The organism is Allobosea sp. 2RAB26, from assembly GCF_052115465.1.
Taxonomy (GTDB): domain Bacteria; phylum Pseudomonadota; class Alphaproteobacteria; order Rhizobiales; family Beijerinckiaceae; genus Allobosea.
Genome location: NZ_JBFRGS010000014.1, coordinates 120,340 through 144,895, shown reverse-complemented (window position 1 = coordinate 144,895; position 24,556 = coordinate 120,340). Strand labels below are relative to the sequence as shown.

General features: G+C 64.7%; 26 protein-coding genes and 1 tRNA gene. 20 read left to right on the top strand and 7 right to left on the bottom strand.

Annotation, left to right across the window (positions count from 1 at the left end):
• Positions 1-69 precede the first annotated feature (69 nt).
• From AB4118_RS24535 to AB4118_RS24520, 4 genes are all read left to right on the top strand, one after another.
• Entirely contained in the window at positions 70-669 is a 600-nt protein-coding gene (locus AB4118_RS24535) for a TetR/AcrR family transcriptional regulator (RefSeq protein WP_441492186.1), read from the top strand.
• Positions 670-762: 93 nt separating this feature from the next.
• Entirely contained in the window at positions 763-954 is a 192-nt protein-coding gene (locus tag AB4118_RS24530; protein ID WP_441492216.1) for a hypothetical protein, read from the top strand.
• 184 nt (positions 955-1,138) lie between these two features.
• Positions 1,139-2,332, top strand: a complete 1,194-nt coding sequence (locus tag AB4118_RS24525; protein ID WP_441492185.1) for a CaiB/BaiF CoA transferase family protein — start codon at positions 1,139-1,141, stop codon at positions 2,330-2,332.
• Positions 2,333-2,347: 15 nt separating this feature from the next.
• Positions 2,348-3,127, top strand: coding sequence for an enoyl-CoA hydratase/isomerase family protein (locus AB4118_RS24520; protein ID WP_441492184.1), 780 nt, complete (start codon positions 2,348-2,350; stop codon positions 3,125-3,127).
• A gap of 9 nt (positions 3,128-3,136) precedes the next feature.
• Here AB4118_RS24520 and AB4118_RS24515 read toward each other — a convergent pair whose 3' ends face one another.
• From AB4118_RS24515 to rpsU, 6 genes are all read right to left on the bottom strand, one after another.
• Positions 3,137-3,886 carry a GntR family transcriptional regulator gene (locus AB4118_RS24515; protein WP_441492183.1) on the bottom strand — a complete coding sequence of 250 codons (750 nt, stop codon included), beginning with the start codon at positions 3,884-3,886 and terminating at the stop codon, positions 3,137-3,139.
• A 147-nt stretch (positions 3,887-4,033) separates the two neighbouring features.
• Entirely contained in the window at positions 4,034-5,362 is a 1,329-nt protein-coding gene (locus AB4118_RS24510) for a TRAP transporter large permease (RefSeq protein ID WP_441492182.1), read from the bottom strand.
• A complete protein-coding gene (locus AB4118_RS24505; protein ID WP_441492181.1) occupies positions 5,362-5,937 on the bottom strand; it encodes a TRAP transporter small permease subunit in 576 nt (191 codons plus the stop codon). Before AB4118_RS24505 ends, AB4118_RS24510 begins: the two co-directional genes overlap by 1 nt.
• 90 nt (positions 5,938-6,027) lie before the next feature.
• Entirely contained in the window at positions 6,028-7,143 is a 1,116-nt protein-coding gene (locus AB4118_RS24500; RefSeq protein WP_441492180.1) for a TRAP transporter substrate-binding protein, read from the bottom strand.
• A 483-nt stretch (positions 7,144-7,626) separates the two neighbouring features.
• Positions 7,627-8,004 (bottom strand): DUF6481 family protein, encoded by a 378-nt coding sequence (locus AB4118_RS24495; RefSeq protein ID WP_441477526.1) that lies wholly within the window; start codon positions 8,002-8,004, stop codon positions 7,627-7,629.
• An 83-nt stretch (positions 8,005-8,087) separates the two neighbouring features.
• Positions 8,088-8,351: a 30S ribosomal protein S21 gene (gene rpsU, locus AB4118_RS24490; protein ID WP_069882405.1), complete on the bottom strand. Its 264-nt coding sequence runs from the start codon at positions 8,349-8,351 to the stop codon at positions 8,088-8,090.
• 353 nt (positions 8,352-8,704) lie between these two features.
• On the opposite strand from rpsU, the gene proB reads away from it, so the two are divergent.
• From proB to AB4118_RS24430, 12 genes are all read left to right on the top strand, one after another.
• Positions 8,705-9,829, top strand: a complete 1,125-nt coding sequence (proB, locus tag AB4118_RS24485; RefSeq protein ID WP_441492214.1) for a glutamate 5-kinase — start codon at positions 8,705-8,707, stop codon at positions 9,827-9,829.
• A 100-nt stretch (positions 9,830-9,929) separates the two neighbouring features.
• A complete protein-coding gene (locus tag AB4118_RS24480) occupies positions 9,930-11,171 on the top strand; it encodes a glutamate-5-semialdehyde dehydrogenase (protein WP_441492213.1) in 1,242 nt (413 codons plus the stop codon).
• Entirely contained in the window at positions 11,168-11,779 is a 612-nt protein-coding gene (locus AB4118_RS24475) for a nicotinate-nucleotide adenylyltransferase (RefSeq protein WP_441492179.1), read from the top strand. Before AB4118_RS24480 ends, AB4118_RS24475 begins: the two co-directional genes overlap by 4 nt.
• A 150-nt stretch (positions 11,780-11,929) precedes the next feature.
• Positions 11,930-12,259 carry a ribosome silencing factor gene (rsfS, locus tag AB4118_RS24470; RefSeq protein WP_441477524.1) on the top strand — a complete coding sequence of 110 codons (330 nt, stop codon included), beginning with the start codon at positions 11,930-11,932 and terminating at the stop codon, positions 12,257-12,259.
• Positions 12,260-12,271: 12 nt separating this feature from the next.
• A complete protein-coding gene (gene rlmH, locus AB4118_RS24465) occupies positions 12,272-12,751 on the top strand; it encodes a 23S rRNA (pseudouridine(1915)-N(3))-methyltransferase RlmH (protein WP_441492178.1) in 480 nt (159 codons plus the stop codon).
• Positions 12,748-14,124 (top strand): murein hydrolase activator EnvC family protein, encoded by a 1,377-nt coding sequence (locus AB4118_RS24460; RefSeq protein WP_441492177.1) that lies wholly within the window; start codon positions 12,748-12,750, stop codon positions 14,122-14,124. The genes rlmH and AB4118_RS24460 overlap by 4 nt, the downstream gene beginning before the upstream one ends.
• Positions 14,124-15,458, top strand: coding sequence for a S41 family peptidase (locus tag AB4118_RS24455; protein ID WP_441492176.1), 1,335 nt, complete (start codon positions 14,124-14,126; stop codon positions 15,456-15,458). Before AB4118_RS24460 ends, AB4118_RS24455 begins: the two co-directional genes overlap by 1 nt.
• Before the next feature lie 125 nt (positions 15,459-15,583).
• Positions 15,584-16,792, top strand: a complete 1,209-nt coding sequence (locus AB4118_RS24450) for a divergent polysaccharide deacetylase family protein (protein WP_441492175.1) — start codon at positions 15,584-15,586, stop codon at positions 16,790-16,792.
• Complete coding sequence (locus AB4118_RS24445; protein WP_441492174.1) at positions 16,789-17,295, top strand: RNA pyrophosphohydrolase; 507 nt, start codon at positions 16,789-16,791, stop codon at positions 17,293-17,295. The genes AB4118_RS24450 and AB4118_RS24445 overlap by 4 nt, the downstream gene beginning before the upstream one ends.
• A 141-nt stretch (positions 17,296-17,436) precedes the next feature.
• On the top strand, positions 17,437-17,823 hold the full coding sequence (hisE, locus tag AB4118_RS24440) for a phosphoribosyl-ATP diphosphatase (protein ID WP_441492173.1): 387 nt from the start codon (positions 17,437-17,439) through the stop codon (positions 17,821-17,823).
• Between the two features lie 142 nt (positions 17,824-17,965).
• Positions 17,966-18,042: transfer RNA gene (locus tag AB4118_RS24435), tRNA-Arg, on the top strand.
• A 549-nt stretch (positions 18,043-18,591) separates the two neighbouring features.
• Positions 18,592-18,798, top strand: a complete 207-nt coding sequence (locus AB4118_RS24430; protein WP_441492172.1) for a hypothetical protein — start codon at positions 18,592-18,594, stop codon at positions 18,796-18,798.
• Positions 18,799-18,899: 101 nt separating this feature from the next.
• Here the strand turns inward: AB4118_RS24430 and AB4118_RS24425 are convergent, their stop codons facing one another.
• A complete protein-coding gene (locus tag AB4118_RS24425; protein ID WP_441492171.1) occupies positions 18,900-20,225 on the bottom strand; it encodes an MFS transporter in 1,326 nt (441 codons plus the stop codon).
• Positions 20,226-20,351: 126 nt separating this feature from the next.
• Here AB4118_RS24425 and cyoA point away from each other — a divergent pair, with 126 nt between their 5' ends.
• From cyoA to cyoD, 4 genes are read left to right on the top strand one after another with little or no spacing between them, the layout of a single operon-like run.
• A complete protein-coding gene (cyoA, locus tag AB4118_RS24420) occupies positions 20,352-21,491 on the top strand; it encodes a ubiquinol oxidase subunit II (RefSeq protein ID WP_441492170.1) in 1,140 nt (379 codons plus the stop codon).
• 41 nt (positions 21,492-21,532) lie between these two features.
• A complete protein-coding gene (gene cyoB / locus AB4118_RS24415; protein WP_441492169.1) occupies positions 21,533-23,533 on the top strand; it encodes a cytochrome o ubiquinol oxidase subunit I in 2,001 nt (666 codons plus the stop codon).
• Positions 23,534-23,542: 9 nt separating this feature from the next.
• Positions 23,543-24,178: a cytochrome o ubiquinol oxidase subunit III gene (cyoC, locus tag AB4118_RS24410; RefSeq protein ID WP_441492168.1), complete on the top strand. Its 636-nt coding sequence runs from the start codon at positions 23,543-23,545 to the stop codon at positions 24,176-24,178.
• Positions 24,175-24,552: a cytochrome o ubiquinol oxidase subunit IV gene (gene cyoD, locus AB4118_RS24405; protein WP_069878933.1), complete on the top strand. Its 378-nt coding sequence runs from the start codon at positions 24,175-24,177 to the stop codon at positions 24,550-24,552. The genes cyoC and cyoD overlap by 4 nt, the downstream gene beginning before the upstream one ends.
• Positions 24,553-24,556: the final 4 nt, after the last annotated feature.

Sequence of the window (24,556 nt, the reverse complement as noted above, 5' to 3'; positions counted from 1 at the left end):
CGACGCGGCATACTGGACGGCGGCTCGAAACGGCTCCAGAAGGGCGCAATCGATGCGGCGGAGTGAGATATGAAGCAGGAGATCAAGCAAATCTCGGCAGAGCTCCTGATCCGCAATGGCTACCAGGGCTTCCGCTTCCGGGATGTCGCAGACGTCCTCAACACGACGCGCGCGAACATCCACTATTACTACGGCAACAAGCTCAACCTCGCCGAGGAGGTGATTGTCGACTACGTCGAGCAGACGCTGGCGAACTGGGAAGCGAACTGGCGCAGCGACAAGAGCTTCGAAGACAAGATCTGTGGCATGATGGAGTCGAACCGTCAGCGCTATCTCCGCTACAATCCAACGGCCACGACCGCCAATCCCTGGAGCCTGATCGGCCGGATGCGGCTGGAGCAGGATGTGATCGGCCCAAAGGCGCGCGAGGCGCTGGCTCAGTTCGGCCTGACGCTCGAGAATCTCGTGGTCGCCGGAATTGATCAGGCCGTGGCACGGGGCGAGCTTTCCAACGACATCCCGCGCGGCGATATCGCGCTGCAACTGGTCGCCATCGCCAATAGCGCCGGGCCGATCACGCAGGATGGCGGGAATTTCGATCGGCTTGAGCAACTCTATCGCTCATTCAGCCGTATCGTGCACCATGCCTATGGTCACAGGCGGGCCTAGCGCCCGGCTCAGGGAACGCTGAGGCGGGATTCGCGTTTCGTTTCATGTCGCGACGTGTATCGCGACAATCAGTGATCCGAAGCGGGGGATGTCATGGCGAGCGCGGTCAAGAAGGCCAATCCGGCCACGCAAAGCCTGCGCAAGGAGCAGGCGGAGCAAAGGAAGGCGCAACGCGGGAAGGGCAAGGACGCCGAACTGAACGATGCTCTTCGGGCGACCTTTCCGGCCAGCGATCCTGTTGCCTTGGAAAGCCCGACGAGAACAGGAGCGGCGAAGCGGACGTGATCCGGTGGCTCAAGCTTCGACGATAGTTTGCATACATGTTTCCCGCGTATTTGGGGCTGCACTCGAATGCCTTAGCTGAATGGGCCTGCATTCACATGGTTTTGCATGCAAGATGCGAGGGGCGTTGACGCCCCGCCGGGGTGCACCCATAGTCGGCGCCCTTGTCGCCAACGCCTGCCGAGCCATGCCCCGCCCGACGCCTTCCTCCGCCCTTGCGAAACTGCGTGTTCTCGATCTGTCACGTGTCCGGGCCGGGCCGACCTGCGCACGCGTCTTTGCGGATTTCGGTGCCGACGTGATCAAGGTCGAAAGCCCGCCGGGGCTCGATCCGAACGAGAACATGAGCGGCGCGCGGCATGGCTATGACATGCAGAACCTGCACCGCAACAAGCGCTCGCTGACGCTGAATCTGAAGACTGCCGAGGGCAAAGCGATCCTGCTCAAGCTGATCGAGAGTGCCGATCTGTTGATCGAGAATTTCCGCCCGGACGTGAAGGACAGGCTCGGGCTCGATTTCGAAACGCTGCACAAGCTCAATCCGCGCCTGATCCTGGTCTCGGTCTCCGGATTCGGCCAGAGCGGTCCCTACCGGACCCGCGCCGGCTTTGACCAGATCGCCCAGGGGATGGGTGGAATGATGTCGGTCACCGGCCTGCCGGGGCAGGGGCCGGTGCGCGCCGGAATTGCCGTCGCAGACTCGGCTGCGGGCCTCTATGGCGCGCTTGGGGCGCTGGTGGCGATCACCGAGCGCGAGACGTCGGGGCTCGGCCAATGGGTCCAGACCTCCCTGCTCGAAGCCCAGATTGCGATGATGGATTTTCAGGCTGCGCGCTTCCTGGTCGAGGGAACGGTGCCGCCGCAGGCCGGGAACGATCACCCCTATTCGACGCCGATGGGCGTCTACGCGACGAAGAACGGCCATATCAATATCGGCGTCGGCGCCGAGGGCCATTGGCGCTCCTTCTGCAAGGCGATCGGTCATCCCCAACTCGGCGACAACCCGGTCTATGACAGCATGGAAAAGCGTTACGACAAGCGCCCGGAACTGCGGGTCATCATCGAGAGCATTCTGACCCAGAGGGATTCGGCGCATTGGCTTGCGGCCTTCGAGGACCATGCCGTTCCGGCCGGACCGATCTATGCCGTCGACGAGATGTTCGACGACCCGCAGGTGCAGCATCTCGGCATCGCACAGCCGGTCAGCCATCCGATCCTTGGGGATTTCAGGGTGGTGGGCGAGCCGGTCGGCCTGTCGCGGACACCCGCCGGCGTCGTCTCGCCGACGCCGGAGGCAGGGGAGCACAATGCCGAGATCCTGGCCGAACTCGGCTATGGCTCAGGAGCGGTCGCGCGGTTGCGCGAGGCCGGGGCGATCTGAAGGAGCAGCGGGCTGATGAACGACGAGATTCTTTACGATTTGAAGGACGGGGTCGGCACCATCACCCTCAACCGTCCGCAGGCCCGCAACGCGCTGACCTTCGGGATGTATGACCGCATCGCCGCGATCTGCGGCGACATCGAGGGCCATGGTTCACCCAAGGTGCTGGTCCTGACCGGGGCAGGTGACAAAGCCTTCGCTGCAGGCACCGACATCTCGCAGTTTCGTGCGTTCAACAAGCCAGAGGACGCCCTCAACTACGAGACGCGGATCGAGGAGATCATCACCACGATCGAGAGCTGTCCGATTCCGACAATCGCGGCGATCTCGGGCGCCGTGACTGGCGGTGGAGCCGCCATCGCCTGTGCCTGCGATCTCAGGGTCGCGACGCAGTCGGCCCGCTTCGGCTTCCCGATCGCGCGCACGCTCGGCAACTGCCTGTCGATGAACAACCTCGCCCGGCTCGCCTCGCTGCTTGGGCCCGCGCGGGTCAAGGACATGGTCTTCACGGCTCGGTTGATCGAGGCGGAGGAAGGCCACCGCGCCGGCCTCTACGGCGAGCTGGTGGCCGATCATGCGGCTCTGCTCGCGCGGGTCGGAGAGTTGGCGCAGACCATCGCGGGTCATGCGCCGCTGACAATGCGCGCCACCAAGGAAGGCTTGCGCCGGATCGCCGCTGCACGCGGCCATGCCGACGACGAGGACCTCGTCCTGATGTGCTACATGAGCGCTGACTTCCGCGAGGGCATGGAAGCCTTCCTGGCCAAGCGCGCGCCCAACTGGCAGGGGCGATAGAGCTGCCCGTCAGGGCGTCTCATGCTCGTCATCGCCCTGCCGCGTTGGCGTCTCGGCCGCATGCTCCCCGCCCGGGTTGGCGGCGGCGAGGATGGCGGCGAGGCTATTGGCAAAATGGATCTGGATGAGCCGCGCCAGGCCCTCGCCATCGCGGGCGACAAGGGCGGCGAGCATGGCATCGTGCTCCTGCATCGCCGCCTTCCAGCGCGTGGGCTGAAGGTTCGGAAGGTATTTCGCGCGCTCGATGCGTGCGGACAATCCCTCCCAGGCTTCGAGCAGGGCCGCGTTGCGCGCCGCCTCGACAAGTGCCCGATGAATCTGCTGGTTGAGCGCGAAATACTCCAGCTGCTCGGCGCGCGCCTGGTGCCGCATCATCCGGTAATGCAGCATGCCGATCTCGGCGACGGTCTCGTCCGAGATGTTCTTGCAGGCGAGCCGCGCCGCCAGGGCTTCCAAGGTGCTGACGACTTCGTAGAGCCCCAGGATATCGTCGAGGGTCAGCGAGGCGACTTCGGCGCCGCGATTCTGCGTCAGTCTCACCAATCCCTGTGCTGCCAATGTGCGCAGGGCCTCCCGCAGGGGCGTGCGCGAGACGCCGAGCTGTTCGCAGATCTCCTGCTCCCGCAGCTTCTGTCCCGCCGGCAATTCGCCGGTGATGATCATCCGGCGCAGCGTCGCGACCGTCGCACCATGCAGTCGCCCCTTGCGACCAGGCTGAGGGCTGCCGGTCTCGGGAACAGGCGTCGGCGTCGTGGTCATGAGGCCTCGGGTCACGGGCGGAACCTCGCCCTCCGTCCCAGCACGTCTCGCAGGGCCCCTGATCTGTAGGCAAGGCAGCGGCCCCGAACAAGCGGGGCCGCAAGGGCGGGCAGGTTCCTGTCCTGCTCGCAGGATGCTCGGCGGCGTTCAGCCGTAAAGGTATTTCGGCAGCCAGAGCGCGATGCCGGGAAAGACATAGACCAGCACCATCGCGAACAGCACGATCAGCAGATAGGGCATCACGCCGGAGAAGATCTGGTTGATGGTCACGTGCGGTGGCGCGATGCCCTTCAGATAGAAGGGTGCCATCGCTACCGGCGGGGAGAGGAACGAGGTCTGGATATTCAGCGCGATCAGGATGCCGAAGAACAGTGGGTCGATATTGAAGAACTGCAGCAGAGGCAGGAAGATCGGCACGAAGATCACGATGATCTCGGTCCATTCCAGCGGCCAGCCGAGCACGAAGATGATCAGCTGCGCGACGATCAGGAACATGGTCGGCGACAGGTTCAACGCCGTGACCAGATCCTTGATCGGTTCGTGCCCGCCGAGAATCGCGAAGATCGACGAGAAGATGTAGGAGCCGACGAAGAGCCAGCAGACCATCGCCGAGGTGCGCGCCGTCAGGATGACCGATTCCCTGACCTTGCCGAACGAGAGCGAGCGATAGGCTGCGGCCAGGATCAGGCTGCCGAGCGAGCCGATCGCGGCCGCTTCGGTCGGCGTCGCGAGCCCGAAGAAGATCGCACCGAGCACGGACATGATCAGGATGGTCAGCGGAAAGAAGCTGGTCATCAGCGCCCAGAGGACCTTGCTCCAGGGAACGTCCGTCTGTTCCTTCGGCAGTTTCGGCGCCAGCGCCGGGTTGAGGGTGCAGCGAACGATGACATAGACCATGTAGAGGCCCGCCAGCAGCAGCCCGGGGAAGAGCGCGCCCGCATAGAGCTTGGGGACCGAGACACCCGCGGTCGCGCCATAGAGGATCAGCATGACGCTCGGCGGGATCAGGATGCCGAGGCAGCCGCCGGCGCAGACGACGCCGGCCGAGAGCTTCACGTCGTAGCCGGCACGCAGCATGGCGGGAAAGGCGAGCAGCCCCATCAGCGTCACCACCGCCCCGACGATGCCGGTTGCGGTCGCGAAGATCGCGCAGGTCGCGAGCGTCGCGATGGCCAGCGAGCCGGGAACATTGCCGAGCGCGATCTGGATCGAGTGGAACAGCCTGTCGAGGATGTTCGCCCGCTCGATGATGTAGCCCATGAAGATGAAGAGCGGGATCGAGACCAGCACGTCGCTGGCCATGACCGAATAGGCTCGCTGCACGACCAGCGCGAAGACATTGTCGCCCATCGCCCAGTAACCGAAGCCGACGCCGAGTGCCATCAGCGTGAAGGCGATGGGGAAGCCGAGCATGATGAAGAGGATGAACAGGACGAGCATGACCACGCCCAGTTCGGGATTGCCCAGTCCGAACATCAAATCGATCCCTCGCGGGTTGCGGCTTCCTCGAGGATGAGCTTCTCGGTCTCCTCGACATCATGCAGGCGAGGGGGCCATTCGCCCGTGCGCAGGCAGATGACGCAACGCGCCACCTCGGCGAGCCCCTGGACGAACATCAGGACCCCGACGATCGGGATCAGCGACTTGAAGTGATAGAGCGGCGGCCCGTTGGGAGAGTTCGAGGAATGCTCCCCGATCATCCAGGAGAAGGCGGCGAACTTGTATCCGGCCCAGGCCAGCGCGATGACTCCGGGGAAGAAGAACAGAAAATACAGCGCCAGATCGAGCCCGGCCTGCGTGCGCGGGGCCCATTGGCGATAGAGGAAATCGCCGCGCACATGGGCATTGCGTGCGAGCGCGTAAGGGCCGGCCAGCATGAACAGAGTGCCATAGAGAATGTAGCTGACGTCGAAAGCCCATTCGGTGGGTGCACGCAGGACGTAGCGCGAGAAGACCTCGTAGCTGATCGCCAGGGTCAGGATCAGAATCGTCCAGCCGGCGAGTTTCCCGATGGCGGTATTGAACTTGTCGATCGCGAGCACGATGCCCATCAGGGTCTCCACGGCACGTTGCAGAGCTCGTCGGCGCAAACGCCCGCCAGGCCGGTTGCGGGTGGCGGGCGTCCGGATGCGGGCAGAGGCTCAGGCCTTGAAGAAGTGGGTGAAGGCCAGTTCGCGCGAAGGCGTGTTGACGCGTTCATAGGCGACGGTGCGCTTGACCCAGGCCTTCTGCGACTCGACCACCCTCTTGAAGAAGGCGTTTTCGGCAGAAAGCTTGTCGAGCACCTTGTCCCAGGCGACGAGCTGGGCCTTGAGGATCACCTCCGGGGTCGGGACGACGTTGACGCCCTTGGAGCGCAACATGTCGAGATCCTTGGAATAGCGGTCGAGCGCCTTCCAGATCATGTCGGAGGAGGCTGCTTCCGCCGCATATTTGATGATCGCCTTCTGCTCGGGGGCGAGCGCATCGAATTTCGTCTTGTTGAAGATGAGCTCGAAGCTCTCGGCTGCCTGATGGTAACTTTGCAGCATGTAGACCTTGGCGACGTCCTGGAAACCAAGGATCGAGTCGGAGGAAGGATTGTTGAACTCGGCGCCGTCGATGACGCCGCGTTCGAGCGCCGGCACGATCTCGCCACCGGCCAGAATCGTGACTGCGGCTCCCATCTCCTTCATCAAATCGGCCGCGAGGCCGACTGTGCGGTATTTCAGGCCCTTGAAGTCGTCGGGGGTCTTGAGCTCCTTCTTGAACCAGCCAAGCGGCTGGCAGGGCATCGGCCCGCTGAGGAAGCCAACGAGATTGAGCTTCAGGGTCTGGCCGACCAGCTCGTTATAGAGCTCATAGCCGCCGCCATGATTCATCCATCCCAGGAAGCTGGTTGCGTCCCAGCCAAGTGACGGAGGTGTGCCAAAGAGCGAGAAGGCTTTGTTCTTGCCGTACCAATAGGCGCAGACGCCATGCCCGCCATCGAGAATGCCGGCCGCGACCGCATCCTGCATCTGGAAGGCCGGGACGACTGCGCCCGCGGCGAGCACGTCCAGCTTCAGCCGGCCGCCGGACATGTCATTGACCCGCTTGGCGAAGTCGCCGGCGAATTCATGGAAGATGTCCTTGGTCGGCCAGGTGGACTGGAACTTCCACGTCACCGTTTGGGCGCGGCTGACCTGGGGCATGGCAATGGCGCCAGCGCCCGCAAGTGTTGCGACCTTGAGGAAGTTGCGACGGTTCGAACGAGGTTTAGCGGTCTCCGTAGTCATGGATTCCCTCCCTGGGTGTGCCGCCATGTATCTGGCGTGTCGTTATTGCGGCCTGCTGGCCGCGATATCCCAGAGTTGCTGTATTCAGTTGCCGTGGCAAGCGATAGGCGTAATACTAAAGTCTTACAAATTCGATCGTGATCGCCTTCGCGACTGCACAAGAACGGGAGAGGCTATGCCGCTTCAGAGGCAAGGGAGTGCCGTTGCGTTAGTGGAGCCTGATGTCAGGTCGACTGAGCAAGGCCGAAAATCGGCGATAAACGCCGGATTTCCGGAGTTTTCCTCCGTGGCGCAGGGCCAGGAAAGAGCCTGGGCGCGACGGGAAGAGGGCGCTTGCGCCCTTGAGGCAAAGCGCAATTGCTCGTCGCTGCGAAGGAGGAGCATTGCGAAAACAGAAAGAATGAGGCGCGCGTTACACGCGGCTCATTCTCGTATCGTCGTCTTGGGATCGAGGTCTTTCGACCCCGGAAGGCGGAGCGTCGCTCAGCGGCGGCCTTTGCCGGCAGCGCGCATCTGCATGTACTGGACGGCCTCGAGCAGAACCTTGCGGGGGCGCTCGGCATCGCGCTTGGCCTGTTCGGCCTTGCGGGCCGCCTCACGCACCAGTTCGGCCTGACGCTCGGCTTCCTCCTGGGCGGCGCGTTCGATCGCCGCGAGGCGCTCGGCCTCGACGCGGGCGGCGGCCTTTTCGGCGTCGCGGACAGCGCGTGCATCGGCAATGGCCTGGCGCTCCGCGCGGCGCTGCTGCATGATCGGGTCATCGGCCTTCGGCCGTGCCTGGAAACGCTCTAGTAGCGCCTTCTTGGCATTGGCGGAGTTGGACTGACGATCAGTGAAGCTGCGGTCGTTCGGGTTCTTCAAGGTCTACCTTCTTGGGTTGAACGGGCTCTAACTCGCGAGCCCGCGGGGGCAATAATCCAGAACTGGCCGGATGTGTATTGTAATCAGCGCGCAGGCGCTGCGCCTGCGGCGCGGGTCGGCTTCGCCTTGGGCTTCGGCGCGGCGATGAGGCCTTCGCGCTGAGCCTGCTTGCGAGCGGCCTTGCGGGCACGGCGAACGGCATCGGCCTTTTCGCGGGCGCGCTGCTCGGATGGCTTCTCATAAGCTGAGCGGCGCTTCATCTCACGAAAAACGCCTTCGCGCTGCAATTTCTTCTTAAGCACTCGCAGCGCCTGGTCGACGTTATTGTCGCGGACGAGAACCTGCATCCTGGTTTCCTTCATTCGAAATGCGAAAACATCGCGCTGAACCCGGGCCCGAGATCCAGCGAAATCTTCGCAGCGTCATGTTGAAGCGCACCAGAAGGCCGCGCGCCGGTTGTTCGATCTGAGCGGGGAAGGTCGTCGGCGGGCACATTGACATGCGCAGGACCGCGGCGTTCGGCCGAATATCGACGGCCGCCATATGGCCTCTCGAACAGTGAATGTCAATGCAATTGCCGGGGTTCAGGCATGCTTTTGCATGGGCATGCATAACCGAACGGGCGGCGGTGCGCTTTACAAGTGTCGGGTTTTCGCCAACAGGCAATCCTCGCTTCCGTTACTCGATCCTGGTCTTCTCCGTGAACACGCCGTCGCTGAGTCAGTTCCGCCGCATCGTGGTCAAGGTCGGTTCGGCCCTGCTGGTCGACCGCGAGCGCGGCCGGCTGCGCCAGGCCTGGCTCGCCGCGCTCGCTGAGGATCTCGCCGAACTGCACTTGCGCGGCGCCGATGTGCTTGTCGTCTCGTCGGGGGCAATTGCGCTCGGCCGGACCGTGCTCAGACTTCCGAGCGGTCCGCTGCGACTGGAAGAAAGCCAGGCGGCTGCGGCCGTCGGGCAGATCGCGCTGGCGCGGACATGGTCCGAGGCGCTGGGACATCACGGGCTGACCGCCGGACAGATCCTGCTGACGCTGGCGGATACCGAAGAGCGCCGCCGCTATCTCAATGCGCGCGCCACGCTTGGCCGCCTGCTCGATCTGCGCGCGATTCCGGTGATCAACGAGAATGATACGGTCGCGACGACCGAAATCCGCTATGGCGACAATGACCGCCTCGCCGCGCGTGTCGCGACCATGGCGGGCGCCGACCTGCTGGTGCTGTTCTCCGATATCGATGGGCTCTACACGGCGCCGCCGGCGCGGGACCCGGCTGCGCGCCATATCCCGCTGGTCGAGCGGATCACGCCGGAGATCGAGGCCAGGGCGGGCGGAGCAGCGTCCGAACTCTCCCGCGGCGGCATGCGCACCAAGATCGAAGCGGGCAAGATCGCGGCGGCGGGCGGCACTCATATGCTGATCGCCGATGGGCGGACGAAGAACCCGCTCAGTGCGATCGTGGCTGGCGGGCGCTGCACCTGGTTTCTCTCGGCTTCGACGCCTGCGACGGCGCGCAAGACCTGGATTGCCGGCTCGCTCGAGCCGCGCGGCACCCTGTATGTCGATGCAGGGGCCGCTCGTGCCTTGCGCGGTGGAGCGAGCCTGCTGCCTGTCGGCGTCAGCCGGATCGAGGGTGAATTCGCGCGTGGCGATGCCGTGCTCATCCGTGATCCGGATGGGCGCGTGCTCGGCCGCGGGCTGGTGGCCTATGATGCGGGGGAGGCGGGGCTCGTGCTCGGCAAAGCCTCGCGCGATATCGAGGCGATCCTCGGCTATCCCGGGCGCGCCGAGATGATCCACCGTGACGACATGGCGCTCGGTGTCGGCTAAGGTCGCCGGGCTCAAGGAAACGGGTGAGTTGACGATGACTGGCGAAGGCGCGCTGCGCGTGGTTTCTGCAAGCGATGGCCAAGAGGATATCGGCACGGTCATGCATGGGCTCGGCCGGCAGGCCCGCGCTGCTGCGCGGCAGGTCGCGCTTGCGTCGGCTGAGCAGCGCAACGCGGCGCTGACGGCGATGGCCGAGGCCCTGCGCGAGCGTGCGCCGGCGATCCTCGCCGCCAATGCACGAGACCTCGAGGAGGCGCGCGGCGCCGGCCAGAACGCCGCCTTCATCGACCGTCTGATGCTGGACGAGCCCCGGTTGGCGGCGGTTGCCGAAGCGGTGGCGAGCATCGCCCTGTTGCCCGACCCCGTCGGTCGCGTGCTCGCCAAATGGACCCAGCCCAATGGCCTTGCCTTCGAGCGCGTGGCGACACCGCTTGGCGTGATCGCGGTGATCTTCGAAAGCCGCCCGAATGTCACCGCCGATGCCGGCGCGCTTTGCCTGAAGAGCGGCAATGCCGCGATCCTGCGCGCCGGCTCGGATAGTTTCCGCAGCTCGACCGAGATTGCTGCAGCGCTCCGCCAGGGACTGGAAACTGCAGGGTTGCCGGGCGACGTGATCCAGCTGGTGCCGACACGTGACCGCGCAGCGGTCGGCGAGATTTTGGCGGGGCTCGGCGGTGCCGTCGATGTCGTCGTGCCGCGCGGCGGCAAGAGCCTGGTCGCCCGTGTCCAGAGCGATGCGCGCGTGCCGGTCTTCGCGCATCTCGACGGCAACTGTCATGTCTATATCCATGGAGCCGCCGATCTCGACATGGCCAAGGCGATCGTGCTGAACGCAAAGCTGCGCCGTACCGGCGTCTGCGGCGCGGCCGAGAGCCTACTGGTCGATGCCGCCTGTGCTGCAACCCATTTGCAGCCGCTCCTCAGGATGCTGGTCGAGGCCGGTTGCGCGGTTCGTGGCGATGTCGCCGCACAGGCGGCCAATCCGCAGGTGACGCCTGCAACCGAGGCGGACTGGGCAACCGAATATCTGGACCGGATCATTGCGGTGAAGGTGGTCGACGGGCTTGATGCGGCGATCGCGCATATCGAGCGCTACGGTTCGCACCATACAGATGCAATCGTGACTGCCGACGAGGCGGCGGCGCAGCGCTTCCTGGCCGAGGTCGATTCAGCCATCGTCGTCCATAATGCCTCGACCCAGTTTGCCGATGGCGGCGAGTTCGGCTTCGGCGCCGAGATCGGCATCGCGACGGGGCGTATGCATGCGCGCGGGCCGGTCGGTGTCGAGCAGCTCTGCTCCTTCAAATACCGGGTTCATGGCAGCGGCCAGATCCGGCCGTGAGGGCAGAGGATCTGCGCCTGCCGCCCCATGCACCGGGCCTTCGGATCGGCTTGTTCGGCGGGAGCTTCAACCCGGCACATGACGGTCACCGCATGGCGAGCCTGACGGCGCTGCGTCGGCTGCAGCTCGACCGCGTCTGGTGGCTGGTCACCCCGGGCAATCCGCTCAAGGACAATGCGGCCCTGCCATCGCTCGGCGAACGCATTGCGACGGCGCAAGAGCTTGCCGATCACGCCCGCATCCATGTCACCGGGGTCGAGGCGAGCCTGCGCACCCGCTATACCGCCGATACCCTGCGCGCCCTCAAATTGCGCTGCCCTGGCGTCCGCTTCGTCTGGATCATGGGGTCCGACAATCTTGCGGGTTTCCACCGCTGGAACGAGTGGCGAGCCATTGCCCGGATGATGCCGATCGCCGTGATCGACCGCCCGGGATCGACGCATCGCGCTGTGGCTTCGCCGGCCGCCAACTGGCTGTCGCGCTGGCGGGTTTCCGAGAATGCCGCTGCCGCCCTGCCGCTGCTGGAGCCCCCCGCCTGGGTGTTCCTGCATGGCCGGCGCTCCGAGCTGTCCTCGACCTATTTGCGCCAGTTGGCTGGTCGCGATTGAATTTCGACCTCATATCGCTTAATTTAGGATCGTCGCGCTGAGAGCGCGTCGTCATGTGAGGATACGGAACTGAACCGTCAAACCCTTGGTGAAGCCGAGCCGAAGCCGCTTCCCCAGGCTGCTGTCCCCGGAAACCCGTCCGCCGACAGCGTGGCCCTCGCAATCCATGTTCTCGAAGATATGAAGGCCGAGGACATCACTGTCATCGACCTGGTTGGCAAGACTTCGCTGGCTGACGCGATGATCATCGCGTCAGGGCGCGTGAACCGCCACGTCGCCTCGATTGCCGACAGCCTCGTCGAGGCCTTCAAGAAGACCGGACTGCCGACGCCGAAGGTCGAGGGCATGCCTGCCTGCGACTGGGTGCTGATCGATACGGGCGATCTCATCGTCCATGTCTTCCGGCCGGAAGTGCGCCAGTTCTACAATCTGGAAAAGATGTGGGGCGCCGACCGCCCGAATGAGCGGCTCGTCGGCTGATCCTGATTTCCGGTGCGGCTCGCCATCATCACCGTCGGCCGACTCAAGGACGGGCCGGAACGGGACCTCTGCGAGCGCTACCGCGAACGTAGCCATGGTCTCGGGCGCAGCCTTGGCCTGACTGGGCCCGATGTCACGGAGCTGCCTGAAAGCCGGGCGCGGCGGCCTGAAGAGCGCAAGCGCGATGAGGCTGCCGCGATCCTTTCAAAGCTCTCGCCGGGGCTGCTGATCGCCCTCGACGAGCGTGGCAGGAGCCTGACAAGCGATGCCTTCGCCGGCAGGATCGCCGCCGCGCGAGACGCCGGTACGGGTACCGCGAGCCTCGTGATCGGCGGAGCGGACGGGCTGGATGAGACCATTCGGGATCGTGCTGATCTGACGCTGTCCTTCGGGGCCCTGACATTGCCGCATCAGCTCGTGCGCGTGCTTGCGTTGGAGCAGCTCTACAGGGCCATGACGATTATCGCCGGACATCCCTATCATCGCGCATGACGTCCGTCGCATCAGTGATTCGAGCCAGTTCGCGTCGCCTCGGCAGCGCCGCTTTGCTATGGCTCGCGCTCGGTCTCGGTCTCGGTCATCTGCCGGTCAACGCTCAGGAGCCGGCGCCCGATCCGGATCGCGTGGCGCCCGAAATCGCGCAGAAACAGGCGGAGAAACAGGCCCGCGAAGCCGAGTTGAAGGCGATCGAGGAACGGCTGGCCGGCAATGCCGAGGCGCGAACCAAGCTGGAGGCTGAGATCGCCACGATCCGGGCCGATCGGGCCGGTCTCAACAAGGCGCTGCTCGAGACGACGACCCGTACCCAGGGGGTCGAACGTCGTATTGGCGCGATCGAGGAGCGGCTGGCGCTTCTGCAGACCAGCGAAACCGCGATCCGGCGTTCCCTCGAAGGCCGCCGCGGCTTGATCGGCGAAGTCCTGGCCGCGCTCCAGCGGATCGGCCGCCGGCCGCCGCCGGCCGTTTTGGTGCGGCCGGAGGATATCCTGGAGGCGGTGCGCGCGTCGATGCTGCTGGGCGCCGTGGTGCCCGATCTGCGCCAGGAGATCGAGATCCTCGGCACAGATCTCGGCGAGCTGGTGCGGTTGCGCGGCGGGATCGCGGAAGAGCGCAAGGCGATGACCGGTGAGCTGGAAACGCTCGCGGGCGAGCGCCAGCGCCTTGCTTCGCTGATCGACGCCAGGCGCGAGCGCGAGGCCAGCGCCGCCAAGGATATCGAGGCGCAGCGCGGGATGAGCGGAGAGCTTGCGGCGCAGGCGAAGGGTCTGCGCGATTTCGTCGAGCGCATCGAGAAGGAAATCTCCGTCGCGAATCGCGCCGCGGAAGCGGCGCGCCAGGCTCTGGAGGCCGAGACCCGCGAGCAGCGGCAACGCATGGCGGCGCTCGCTTTCAAGGACCCGGCCCGGCTTGCGCCGAAGATCGCTTTCGCGGAAGCTCGCGGCATGCTGCCGCTGCCCGCTGCCGGATCACAATTGCGTGGTTTTGGTGACAATGACGGCGTTGGCGGCACGACGCGCGGAATTTCACTGACAACCCGCCCTAATGCCCTAGTTTCGGCGCCTTCCGACGCTTGGGTTGTTTATGCTGGGCCGTTCCGCTCCTTCGGGCAACTCTTGATCCTGAACGCGGGTGGGGGGTACTATTTGCTCTTGGCCGGCATGCAGCGGATCGACGTGTCGCTGAACCAATTCGTCCTTGCCGGGGAACCGGTTGCGATGATGGGGCAAACGTCGGAAGCTGCCGCGACGATCGTAGGTTCGGGGACTGGGGAACCGGTTCTCTATATTGAGTTCAGAAAAGACGGCGTTTCGATCGACCCGGCACCGTGGTGGACGAAATCGCAAAGCGAAAAGGTTCGCGGATGATGCGCAAGGTCTCCCTCGTTCTCGCCGGCGCAATCGTTGGCGCGGGCCTTACCAGTCTGGCGACGCAGACCCACCTGCTGTCCTCGACCAGCGCGGTCGCGGCCTCGGCCGAGGTCTATCGTAGCCTCAACCTGTTCGGTGATATCTTCGAGAAGATTCGCACCGACTATGTCGAGAAGCCCGACGAGCAGAAGCTGATCGAGGCCGCGATCAACGGCATGGTCTCCTCGCTCGATCCCCATTCGGCCTATCTCGACGCCAAGAGTTTCCGTGACATGGACACGGACATGCGCGGCCAGTTCGGCGGCCTCGGCATAGAGGTCACGATGGAGGACGGCGTCCTCAAGGTCGCCAAGCCGATTCGCGACACGCCCGCCTCCAAGGCCGGCATCCTCGCCAACGACATCATCAGGGAGATCGATGGTGACCAGGTGAAAGGCCTGAGCCTGACCCAGGCCGTGGAGAAGATGCGCGGCATCATCAACACGCAGGTCAAGCTCAAGATCGAGCGCCCGGGCAAGCCGGATCCGCTGGAGTTCACCCTGACGCGTTCCACCATCGTCGTCCCGGCGGTCGAGGAGCGGGTTGAGGGCGATGTCGGCTATATCCGCATCGGCACTTTCAGCGAGCAGACCTATGAGGGACTGCGCAAGGCGCTCGACAAGGTCAATGCCGAGATCGGTGTCGACAAGATCAAGGGCTATGTGATCGATCTGCGCAATAATCGCGGTGGCAGGCTCGACCAGTCGGTGCTGGTGTCGGACGCGTTCCTGGAGCGCGGCAAGATCGTCTCGACGCGCGGTCGCAATGCCGAGGAGACCCAGGTCTTCAACGCCAAGTCGGGCGACCTGACCAAGGGCAAGCCGGTCGTGGTTCTGATCAACGGCTCTTCGGCCTCGGCGGCCGAGATCGTTGCCGGCGCCCTGCAGGATCACAAGCGCGCAACCGTGATGGGCACGCGCTCGTTCGGCAAGGGCTCCGTGCAGACGGTGATCCCGCTCGGCTCGAATGGCGGCCTGCGCCTGACTACGGCGCGCTACTACACGCCATCGGGCAATTCGATCCAGGCCAAGGGCATCACGCCGGATATCGAGGTCGTCCAGGAGATTCCGCCAGAGCTCAAGGACAAGCTGACGGACAACAAGGGCGAGGCATCCCTGAAGGGCCATCTCAAGTCGGGCGACGGCAAGGATGAGCAGTCGGGTTCGGCTTCCTATGTGCCGAATGACCCGGCCAAGGATACGCAGCTTCTTGCCGCGCTGAATCTGTTGCGGGGTGTCAAGAAGGACGTCGCCGGCCCGGTTCCGACCCCAGAGCCCGCCAAGCCGAACTGATCTCCATCCGACTGCGAGGAGAGCGCCGTTCTCCGGCGCTCTCGACTGCTGGCCCCGCACGCGCCAAGACTAGGCGTGCGGGCCGCTGATTCGGGTCCGTTTCGAACAGCTGAGGACGGCTGCCCTTGGCCGGAACGCCGCTTACCGAGCTCGATCGGCCCTTGGGGCAGGGTCGCCCGGTGCGCCACGGCAAGCCGTGGACGCGCATGCTGTCACTTGCCTTGAGCGGGGCGGTGGGGTGCACGGCGCTTGCGGTGATTGCCATCCTGCTGTTCCGGCGCGATCCCGACGGTGGCGAGCCGATGGCGACTGCCGCGATCGAGATCAGGCAGTCTTCAAGAGAAATCGCGGCTGCACCTGCTGGCGAACCGAATGTCAGAGATCCGCGCTCTCAATCCACAGCGCGCCAGCTTGAAACCGAATCAGGGGTGACCGTCGTGCGCCCGGGGGCAGAGGCTCCCGGTGCGATCGTGATCACGATTCCCGATAGCGGCGAGGTCAAGCTCGCGCCGGCTCCCGACAACCGGCTGGTCGAGCGCAGCCGGTTCGGCCTTCTGCCGAAGGTGGCGCTGGACGGCGCGACACCGATGCAGGTCTATGCCCGCCCGTTAGGTCCGGCGCCTGAGACCAAGCCGGCCGGCCGCATTGCGCTTCTCGTCGGCGGGCTGGGCATCAGCCAGAATGGTACGGCAGATGCGATCACGCAGCTGCCTGGCGCGGTTTCACTCGCCTTCGCGCCCTATGGGGTCGAGCTGGAGCGCGTCGTGCAGCGGGCTCGTGGCGACGGCCACGAGGTCTTCCTGCAGGTGCCGATGGAACCGTTCGACTATCCCGACAACGATCCCGGCCCGCACACCCTGCTCTCCGGCCCCAAGGCCGCTGAGAATCTCGATCGGCTGCATTGGGTGCTCGGTCGATTCACCGGCTATGTCGGCATCGTCAATTTCCTTGGAGGCCGGCTGACGGCGGATGAGAACGCCCTGTCGCCGGTCCTGCGCGAGATCGCCGGTCGCGGGCTGATGGTCGTCGACGACGGCTCGTCCTCGCGCAGCCAGCTCGCGAGCGCGGCAGCGCGGGCGCAGATTCCGGCACTCAAGGTCGACAGGGTGATCGATACGGTCACCCGCGCGGATGCGATCGACCAGCAGCTGCAGCGGCTTGAGACTCAGGCGCGCGAGCAGGGTGTGGCGATCGGCGCGGCGAGCGCGCTGCCGGTCTCGATCGAGCGCATTGCCCGCTGGGCCAAATCTCTGGAGGCCAAGGGCCTCGTCATCGTGCCGGTCAGCGCAGCCCGCGGACTGCGCAATCCCTCCACAACAGGTTCCCTGAAATGACCGAGCCGCCTCCCGGCTATCGCCCCTGCGTTGGGCTGGCCTTGTTCAACCGCGACGGGCTCGTCTTCGTCGGGCGGCGGGCGGACAAGACCAAGCGCGAGCATGTTGCGCCGGGCTTTGCCTGGCAGATGCCGCAAGGTGGCATCGATCCCGGCGAGACGCCCTATCAGGCGGCGCTGCGTGAGCTGCAGGAGGAAACCAATGTCACCTCCGTCTCGCTGCTGGCGGAGGTGCCGGTCTGGCTGAGCTATGATCTTCCCGTGGATATCGGCCAACAGGCCTGGAAGGGCCGCTGGCGCGGCCAGGCCCAGAAATGGTTCGCCTTCCGCCTCGACGGTCCCGACAGCGAGATCGATATCCTGCACCCGGCAGGAGGTCACAAGGCAGAGTTCGAGGCCTGGCGATGGGCACGGCTGGAAGAGACGCCCGATCTGATCATTCCGTTCAAGCAGGCCGTCTATCGCGACGTGGTCCGGTCCTTCGCTCCCTTCGCTGCGGACTGATCGTTCCAAGTTCGTCTCGGCGTGAAACAAACATTTCGCGTCCTGCGATTTGCTCTACCATTTCCTGGGGAGTGATTCGCGCTGCGCGCTGCCTGAGCTCCCTGTCACGAAATGCTCACATGAGGGGGTGAGGCTCGCGATATGGTTGATTCGGTTTTCAAGCTTCACACTGCGGTCCTTGCCGCGCGCACGCGCGACCCGGCCTTTTCGCGCACCGCCAAGCTCATCGGCGAGGGGCTGCCGAAGATGGCCAAGAAGCTCGCGGAGGAGGCGGTGGAGGTCGGGCTGGAAGCGGTTCAGGCCGACCGCGAGCGGGTGATCCTCGAGAGCGCCGACCTGATCTACAATCTCGTCGTGCTCTGGAGCGAGATCGGGATCGCGCCCGCGGATGTTTGGCGCGAGATGGACCGGCGCGAACAGCTCTATGGCATTGCCGAGAAATTGCCGAAGAATCGCGCCGCGAAGCAAGCGCGACAGGAAAGCGCCGAGGTTGCCGCAATTGCCGGTGGTGGCTTGCGCGAAGACTGAGCATCCCGCGCGTTTTTGGCGCGCTTGCCCCCTCATCCCCGGGAATGTCAGATTTCCGGGAAGACGGGGGTTGCCAAGCCGAAGCGTTGCGGTTATTCCCGCCACATCAGATCGACGCGGCCACGGCCGAGCCACCTGATACGCGCCCGTAGCTCAGCTGGATAGAGCATCAGACTACGAATCTGAGGGTCAGAGGTTCGAATCCTTTCGGGCGCGCCATTTTGGCTCCTTCTCAGGAGCGCTGCTTACCGCCCGTTTCAGGGCCATTTGTAAGCTTCCATTCAAGCACGATTCAGCGCTTCGCACTCGGCCGAATGGCCGACGGTGTTGTCGGCCATTGCGCGGCCATGATCGGCGAGCCCACGTTGTTCGAGCAGTCATGGCCATTCGACGCCACGCGCATATCGCAAGCGGTGCGGGGGCGAGCCGTCGTGCATTCACTCTCTCAATCGCCTGCCGAGCCTCCCCCGTGCGTTGGATGCTTGGTGCCGCCCCTTGTCGATCGCAAGGCTCGCCGCTGCCAAGCGCCCGCGATTGCGCGCGGATCCGAAGCGGCGCGGCTTGGCCTGTGTCCCAGCGTGTCGGAACGGCGTGAGATCGAGGCGAACGATGGGGCGCAATAGGCTGCGCGGGGGGATGCGGCGCCATCACTGCTCCGATGCTGCGGCCCGTTCCCGGGGGGCGAAGCAGAAGTGGCTGCCGCTCGGTTAGTCCGCAGCGGCGGAACAGCCGCCGTCCAAGGACGTTGCCCAGTCAGGAGGACGCGCGATGAAGGCTTCAGTGATGACGTTATTGCTACTCACCGCATTGGCGGCGAGCGCCTGCAACACGACCCAGCAGAGGATCGGCGGTGCCGCTGCCGGAGCCGGAACGGGCGCACTTGTCGGTGGTCCGGTCGGTGCGGTCGTTGGGGGCGCTGCGGGGGCGGTCACGGCTCCCACCGTGGTGCGCGCAACACGGCGTGCGACGCGTTAGCCGTAGGCGCTGACCGGCCGCTGACTTCGGACCATTTCAGCCTCTTCCACCGCCTCAGGCTCGGCGCGGACGCATATCATCGCTTGCGCGTTGCGGGTGGTTCAGCCGTAACGCCCCTCGAGCCGCCGATCGATCCCTAGTGCCGCGAGCGTGCAGAGCGCGCCCGAGAGCAGATAGACGCCAACCCAGGCGAGCCCGAATTGGCTGGACACGGTCAGCGCCACGAGTGGCGCGAAGCCCGCGCCGAGCAGCCAGGCAAGATCCGAGGTCAGCGCTGCGCCGGTATAGCGGTACTGGGTGCCGAAGCTCGAGGCCACGGCGCCGGCAGTCTGGCCGTAGGAGAGCCCAAGCAGGCCAAAGCCGATGATCACGTAGATCGTCTGCCCCGCCAGGCTGTCGCCGAAGAGCAGGGGGGCGATGATGCTCGACAGGCTGAAGAGCGCGATCATTCCGCCAGAGACAAGGAGCGTGTTGCGGCGGCCAATCTGGTCGGCGATCAAACCGGAGGTGACGATCGCGCCGAAGCCAACCACGGCGCCGGCCGCCTGCACCATCAGGAATTCCGAAACCGAACGTTCGGTGAAGAGGTTGATCCAGCTCACCGGGAAGATGGTGACGAGGTGGAACAGCGCGAAGCTCGCCAGCGGCACGAAGGCGCCGAGGATGAGGGTGCTGCCGCGCGCCCTGACCAACTCAAGCACCGGCATGGGCATGAGCTCGCGGGTTTCCATGAGCTGGGCGAACTCGTGGGTTGCGACCATCCGCAGCCGCGCGAACAACGCCACGACATTAATCGTCAGCGCGACGAAGAAGGGGTAGCGCCAACCCCAGTCGAGGAAATCTTCCCGCGACAGCAAGCCTTCGAAATAGGCGAACAGGCCGGCAGCAAGGATGAAGCCAAGCGGAGCGCCGAGCTGTGGCAGCATGGCGTACCAGCCGCGGCGGCCGACGGGCGCGTTGAGGGCGAGCAGGGAGGAGAGCCCATCCCAGGCTCCGCCGAGCGCGATGCCCTGCAGGAGCCGGAAGATCGCGAGAATGATGCCGGACCAGATGCCGATCGTGGCATAGCCGGGCAGGAAGGCGATGGCGGCCGTCGCGCCACCGAGGAGGAAGAGCGCAACGGTAAGCTTGGCCGCGCGACCGTGGCGACGGTCGATCGCCATGAACAGCACTGTACCGATCGGGCGGGTTATGAAAGCGAGCGCGAAGATCGCGAAGGCATAGAGCGTCGCGGTCAGCCGGTCGGCGAAGGGAAATACCAGCTCGGGAAAGACCAGAACGCAGCCGAGACCGAAGACGAAGAAGTCGAAATATTCGGAAGTTCGGCCGATGATCACGCCGATCGCGATCTCGCCGGGCGAGACATGGTCGCGCCCGTGCTCGTCCGTCAGGTGGCCCGATGTATGGTTCGCTGCCTCAGCGCTCATGACCGGGAACCCCTCGTTATCGGGCGGGTCGGATCGTACGGGCTTGCCCGCACCTCATGCAAATGGATACGGTGGATCGCAGATACCCGTCAAACCTTCGCAATGGGACAGATTGTCTGATGGGTGATGCGAAGGAATGGGCATAGAGAAGGTTGTTCCGGCGGCAGGGAGGTCTCGAGTCTCTTGCGGATCCTTCGATTTCTAACGGTTCTTCCTGTTTTCGCCATGCTCGGCGGCTGCCAGATGGTGCTCTTGGCACCGTCCGGCGATGTTGCCGTGCAGCAGCGAAACCTGCTGCTGACCTCGACGGCGCTGATGCTCCTGATCATCGTGCCGGTGATGGCGCTGACGGTGTTCTTCGCCTGGCGCTACCGCGCTTCCGCCGACGCGACCTATGATCCCGACTGGCACCATTCGCTACCGCTCGAGGTGGTGATCTGGGCGGTTCCGTTGCTGATCATCATCGTCATCGGCGCGATCACCTGGATGGCCACGCACCTGCTCGACCCCTACCGGCCACTCGGGCGCATCAGCGCGGCGAAGCCGGCAGCCGCTGCGAGGATGAGCGAGAACGCACCACCGCAAGGGCCGCTGGTCATCCAGGTGGTGGCGCTCGACTGGAAGTGGCTGTTCCTCTACCCGGAGCAGGGCATCGCCTCGCTCAATGAGGTCGTGGCGCCGGTCGACCAGCCGATCGAATTCCGGATCACGTCCTCCACCGTCATGAATTCCCTCTTCATTCCGGCGCTGGCGGGGCAGATCTACGCCATGCCGGGCATGCAGACGAAACTCAACGCCGTGATCAATCATCCCGGCGATTTCGAGGGCTTCTCGGCCAATTACAGCGGCGCCGGCTTCTCCGACATGCGCTTCCGTTTCCGCGGCGTCGACCGCCAGGGCTTCGAGGCCTGGACCCGAGCCGCGCGCGAAAGGGGCGGGCCACTCGGACGCGAGGAATATCTGGTGCTGGAACGCCCCAGCGAGCGCGAGTCGACGCGGCAGTTCCGCGATGTCGCACCGGATCTGTTCCAGGCGGTCCTCAACATGTGCGTCGATCGCGCCAAGATGTGCACGCGCGACATGATGGCGATGGACGCCAAGGGCGGCGGCGGCAGGGAGGGGATCTCGACCGTGATGGCGCTCGAATACGACAAGAGCGTGCGCCGGGGCGGGCAGCCGATGCCGCCGCGCCCCTTCGTCACGGCGATCTGCACGCCCGCCGACGTCTACGGTACCGCGGGCGTCACCGCCCGCGTCGCCAACTGAACCGCGTCCGAGATGGTCGCCGCTAGCGAGACGAGGGATCCATGACCTCCTATCCCGAATGGTGGAAGCTTGTGTTCGGCCGTTTCACCTTCGAAGCGCTGCCGCTGCACGAGCCGATCCTGGTGGCGACCTTTGCTGTCGTGGTGCTCGGCGGCCTCGCGCTCCTCGTGCTGATCACGCGGATGAAGGCCTGGGGCTATCTCTGGAACGAGTGGTTCACCAGCGTCGACCACAAGAAGATCGGGATCATGTACATGATCCTGGGAGTCATCATGCTGCTGCGCGGCTTCGCCGACGCGCTGATGATGCGGGGCCAGCAGGCGATCGCTTTTGCCGGCAGCGAGGGCTACCTGCCGCCGCACCATTACGACCAGATCTTCACCGCCCATGGCGTCATCATGATCTTCTTCGTGGCGATGCCCTTCGTCACGGGGCTGATGAACTTTGTCGTGCCGTTGCAGATCGGCGCGCGGGATGTCGCCTTCCCATTCCTCAACAATTTCAGCTTCTGGATGACGGTGGGCGGCGCCGTGCTGGTGATGGCCTCGCTCTTCATCGGCGAATTCGCCAAGACGGGCTGGCTTGCCTACCCGCCCCTCTCAGGTGCCGCCTACTCGCCCGGGGTGGGCGTGGACTACTATCTCTGGGCGCTGCAGATCGCGGGCGTGGGCACAACGCTCTCCGGCGTCAACCTGGTGGCGACCATCATCAACATGCGCGCGCCCGGCATGGACATGATGAAGATGCCCGTCTTCACCTGGACGTCGCTGTGCACCAATGTCCTGATCGTCGCGACCTTCCCGATCCTGGCGGCGACGCTCGCGCTGCTGACGCTCGATCGCTATGTCGGCACCAACTTCTTCACGAACGATCTCGGCGGCAACCCGATGATGTACGTGAACCTGATCTGGATCTGGGGGCACCCCGAGGTCTACATCCTGATCCTGCCGGCCTTCGGCATCTTCTCGGAGGTGGCCTCGACCTTCTGCGGCAAGCGGCTCTTCGGCTATGCCTCGATGGTCTATGCGACGGTGGTGATCACCATCCTGTCCTACCTCGTCTGGCTGCACCATTTCTTCACGATGGGCTCGGGCGCCAGCGTCAATTCCTTCTTCGGCATCACGACGATGATCATCTCGATCCCGACGGGCGCGAAGATCTTCAACTGGCTGTTCACGATGTATCGCGGCCGCATCCGCTTCGAGCTGCCGATGATGTGGCTCATCGCCTTCATGCTAACCTTTGTCATCGGCGGCATGACCGGCGTGATGCTGGCGGTGCCGCCGGCCGATTTCGTGCTGCACAACAGCCTGTTCCTGGTTGCGCATTTCCATAACGTCATCATCGGCGGCGTCGTCTTCGGCATCTTCGCCGGCATCGCCTACTGGTTTCCGAAGGCTTTCGGCTTCAAGCTCGATCCGTTCTGGGGCAAGCTCTCCTTCTGGTTCTGGGTCGTCGGCTTCTACGTCGCCTTCATGCCGCTCTATGTGCTCGGCCTGATGGGCGTGACCCGCCGCTTGAATCGCTTCGAGGACCCCTCGCTGCAGATCTGGTTCGTGATCGCGGCAATCGGCGCGGTGCTGATCCTGTTCGGCATCCTTTGCTTCCTCATCCAGATCGCGGTCAGCATCATCCGTCGCGATGCCTTGCGCGACACGACCGGCGACCCCTGGGACGGGCGCACGCTGGAATGGTCGACGTCCTCGCCTCCGCCCGATTACAATTTCGCCTTCACCCCGGTGATCCACGACCATGACTCGTGGTCCGACATGAAGAAGCGCGGCTATCAGCGCCCGCTCGCTGGCTTCCGGCCGATTCATATGCCGAGGAATACCGGGGCCGGTGTCATCATCGCGTGCTTCGCGACGCTCTGCGGCTTCGCGCTGATCTGGCACGTCTGGTGGCTGGCAGCGCTGACTTTCGTGGGCGCCGTGGCGAGTGTGATCACGCACAGCTTCAATTACGACCGCGACTTCCACATCCCGGCAGAGACCGTACTGCGCGAAGAGGATTCGCGCAGCAAGCTGCTGGCCCGGGCCTGAGGAATGATGATGGCGAAGGCGGCAGCACAGGTCCCGGTCCGAAACGGCGCCCCGACGTTCTACGTCACGGAAGAGGAGCACGAGCACTCCGGCGGCTCGACCATGCTCGGCTTCTGGATCTACCTGATGAGCGATTGCCTCGTCTTCGCGGTGCTGTTCGCGACGTTCGGGGTGCTGGGGCGCAACTACGCGGCGGGGCCGTCCGGCGCCGACCTGTTCGATCTCAGGCTGGTGGCGGTCAATACCGGCCTGCTGCTGGTCTCCTCGATCACCTATGGCTTCGCCATGCTGGCGATGGAAAAGGGCCGGCAGGCCGCAATGCAGGGCTGGCTCGTCGTGACCGGCCTGTTTGGCCTCGGCTTCCTCGCGGTCGAGCTTTACGAGTTCGCCCACCTGATCCACGAGGGCGCGACGCCGATGCGCAGCGCGTTCCTCTCTTCTTTCTTCACGCTGGTCGGCACGCACGGGCTGCATGTCACTTTCGGCCTGATCTGGCTGGTCGTGCTGATGAGGCAGGTCGCAAGACACGGGCTGATCGAGGCCAATTGCCGCCGGCTGATGTGCCTGAGCATGTTCTGGCACTTCCTCGACATCGTCTGGATCGGCGTCTTTACCTTCGTCTACCTGATGGGCGTGCTGAAATGAGCGGAAGCCAGGACCACGCCGAGCCGCATGGCGAGCACGGGGACGCCCATGGCGCTCCCCATGGCAGCCTGCGCGGCTACATTACCGGCTTCGTGCTTTCGGTCATCCTGACCGCGATCCCGTTTTGGCTCGTCATGAATGACGTGCTCGGTCACGCGACTTTGACCGCGCTCGTGATCATGGGTTTCGCGGCGGTGCAGATTGTCGTCCACATGGTCTATTTTCTGCACATGAACGGCCGCTCCGAAGGCGGCTGGTCGATGATGGCGCTGATCTTCACCATCATCATCGTGGTGATCGTGCTCTCGGGCTCGCTGTGGGTCATGTACCACCTCAACGCCAACATGATGCCGAGCGACATGCACAGGATGTGAGGCT

What these genes read in the sequence shown, in the direction of transcription:
- AB4118_RS24535 (WP_441492186.1), top strand. Translation starts at nt 70, where the DNA reads ATGAAGCAGGAGATCAAGCAAATCTCGGCAGAGCTCCTGATCCGCAAT.
- AB4118_RS24530 (WP_441492216.1), top strand. Translation starts at nt 763, where the DNA reads ATGGCGAGCGCGGTCAAGAAGGCCAATCCGGCCACGCAAAGCCTGCGC.
- AB4118_RS24525 (WP_441492185.1), top strand. Translation starts at nt 1,139, where the DNA reads ATGCCCCGCCCGACGCCTTCCTCCGCCCTTGCGAAACTGCGTGTTCTC.
- AB4118_RS24520 (WP_441492184.1), top strand. Translation starts at nt 2,348, where the DNA reads ATGAACGACGAGATTCTTTACGATTTGAAGGACGGGGTCGGCACCATC.
- AB4118_RS24515 (WP_441492183.1), bottom strand. Translation starts at nt 3,886, where the DNA reads ATGACCACGACGCCGACGCCTGTTCCCGAGACCGGCAGCCCTCAGCCT.
- AB4118_RS24510 (WP_441492182.1), bottom strand. Translation starts at nt 5,362, where the DNA reads ATGTTCGGACTGGGCAATCCCGAACTGGGCGTGGTCATGCTCGTCCTG.
- AB4118_RS24505 (WP_441492181.1), bottom strand. Translation starts at nt 5,937, where the DNA reads ATGGGCATCGTGCTCGCGATCGACAAGTTCAATACCGCCATCGGGAAA.
- AB4118_RS24500 (WP_441492180.1), bottom strand. Translation starts at nt 7,143, where the DNA reads ATGACTACGGAGACCGCTAAACCTCGTTCGAACCGTCGCAACTTCCTC.
- rpsU (WP_069882405.1), bottom strand. Translation starts at nt 8,351, where the DNA reads ATGCAGGTTCTCGTCCGCGACAATAACGTCGACCAGGCGCTGCGAGTG.
- AB4118_RS24480 (WP_441492213.1), top strand. Translation starts at nt 9,930, where the DNA reads ATGCATGGGCTCGGCCGGCAGGCCCGCGCTGCTGCGCGGCAGGTCGCG.
- AB4118_RS24460 (WP_441492177.1), top strand. Translation starts at nt 12,748, where the DNA reads ATGACGTCCGTCGCATCAGTGATTCGAGCCAGTTCGCGTCGCCTCGGC.
- AB4118_RS24455 (WP_441492176.1), top strand. Translation starts at nt 14,124, where the DNA reads ATGCGCAAGGTCTCCCTCGTTCTCGCCGGCGCAATCGTTGGCGCGGGC.
- AB4118_RS24445 (WP_441492174.1), top strand. Translation starts at nt 16,789, where the DNA reads ATGACCGAGCCGCCTCCCGGCTATCGCCCCTGCGTTGGGCTGGCCTTG.
- hisE (WP_441492173.1), top strand. Translation starts at nt 17,437, where the DNA reads ATGGTTGATTCGGTTTTCAAGCTTCACACTGCGGTCCTTGCCGCGCGC.
- AB4118_RS24430 (WP_441492172.1), top strand. Translation starts at nt 18,592, where the DNA reads ATGAAGGCTTCAGTGATGACGTTATTGCTACTCACCGCATTGGCGGCG.
- AB4118_RS24425 (WP_441492171.1), bottom strand. Translation starts at nt 20,225, where the DNA reads ATGAGCGCTGAGGCAGCGAACCATACATCGGGCCACCTGACGGACGAG.
- cyoA (WP_441492170.1), top strand. Translation starts at nt 20,352, where the DNA reads ATGCGAAGGAATGGGCATAGAGAAGGTTGTTCCGGCGGCAGGGAGGTC.
- cyoB (WP_441492169.1), top strand. Translation starts at nt 21,533, where the DNA reads ATGACCTCCTATCCCGAATGGTGGAAGCTTGTGTTCGGCCGTTTCACC.
- cyoC (WP_441492168.1), top strand. Translation starts at nt 23,543, where the DNA reads ATGGCGAAGGCGGCAGCACAGGTCCCGGTCCGAAACGGCGCCCCGACG.
- cyoD (WP_069878933.1), top strand. Translation starts at nt 24,175, where the DNA reads ATGAGCGGAAGCCAGGACCACGCCGAGCCGCATGGCGAGCACGGGGAC.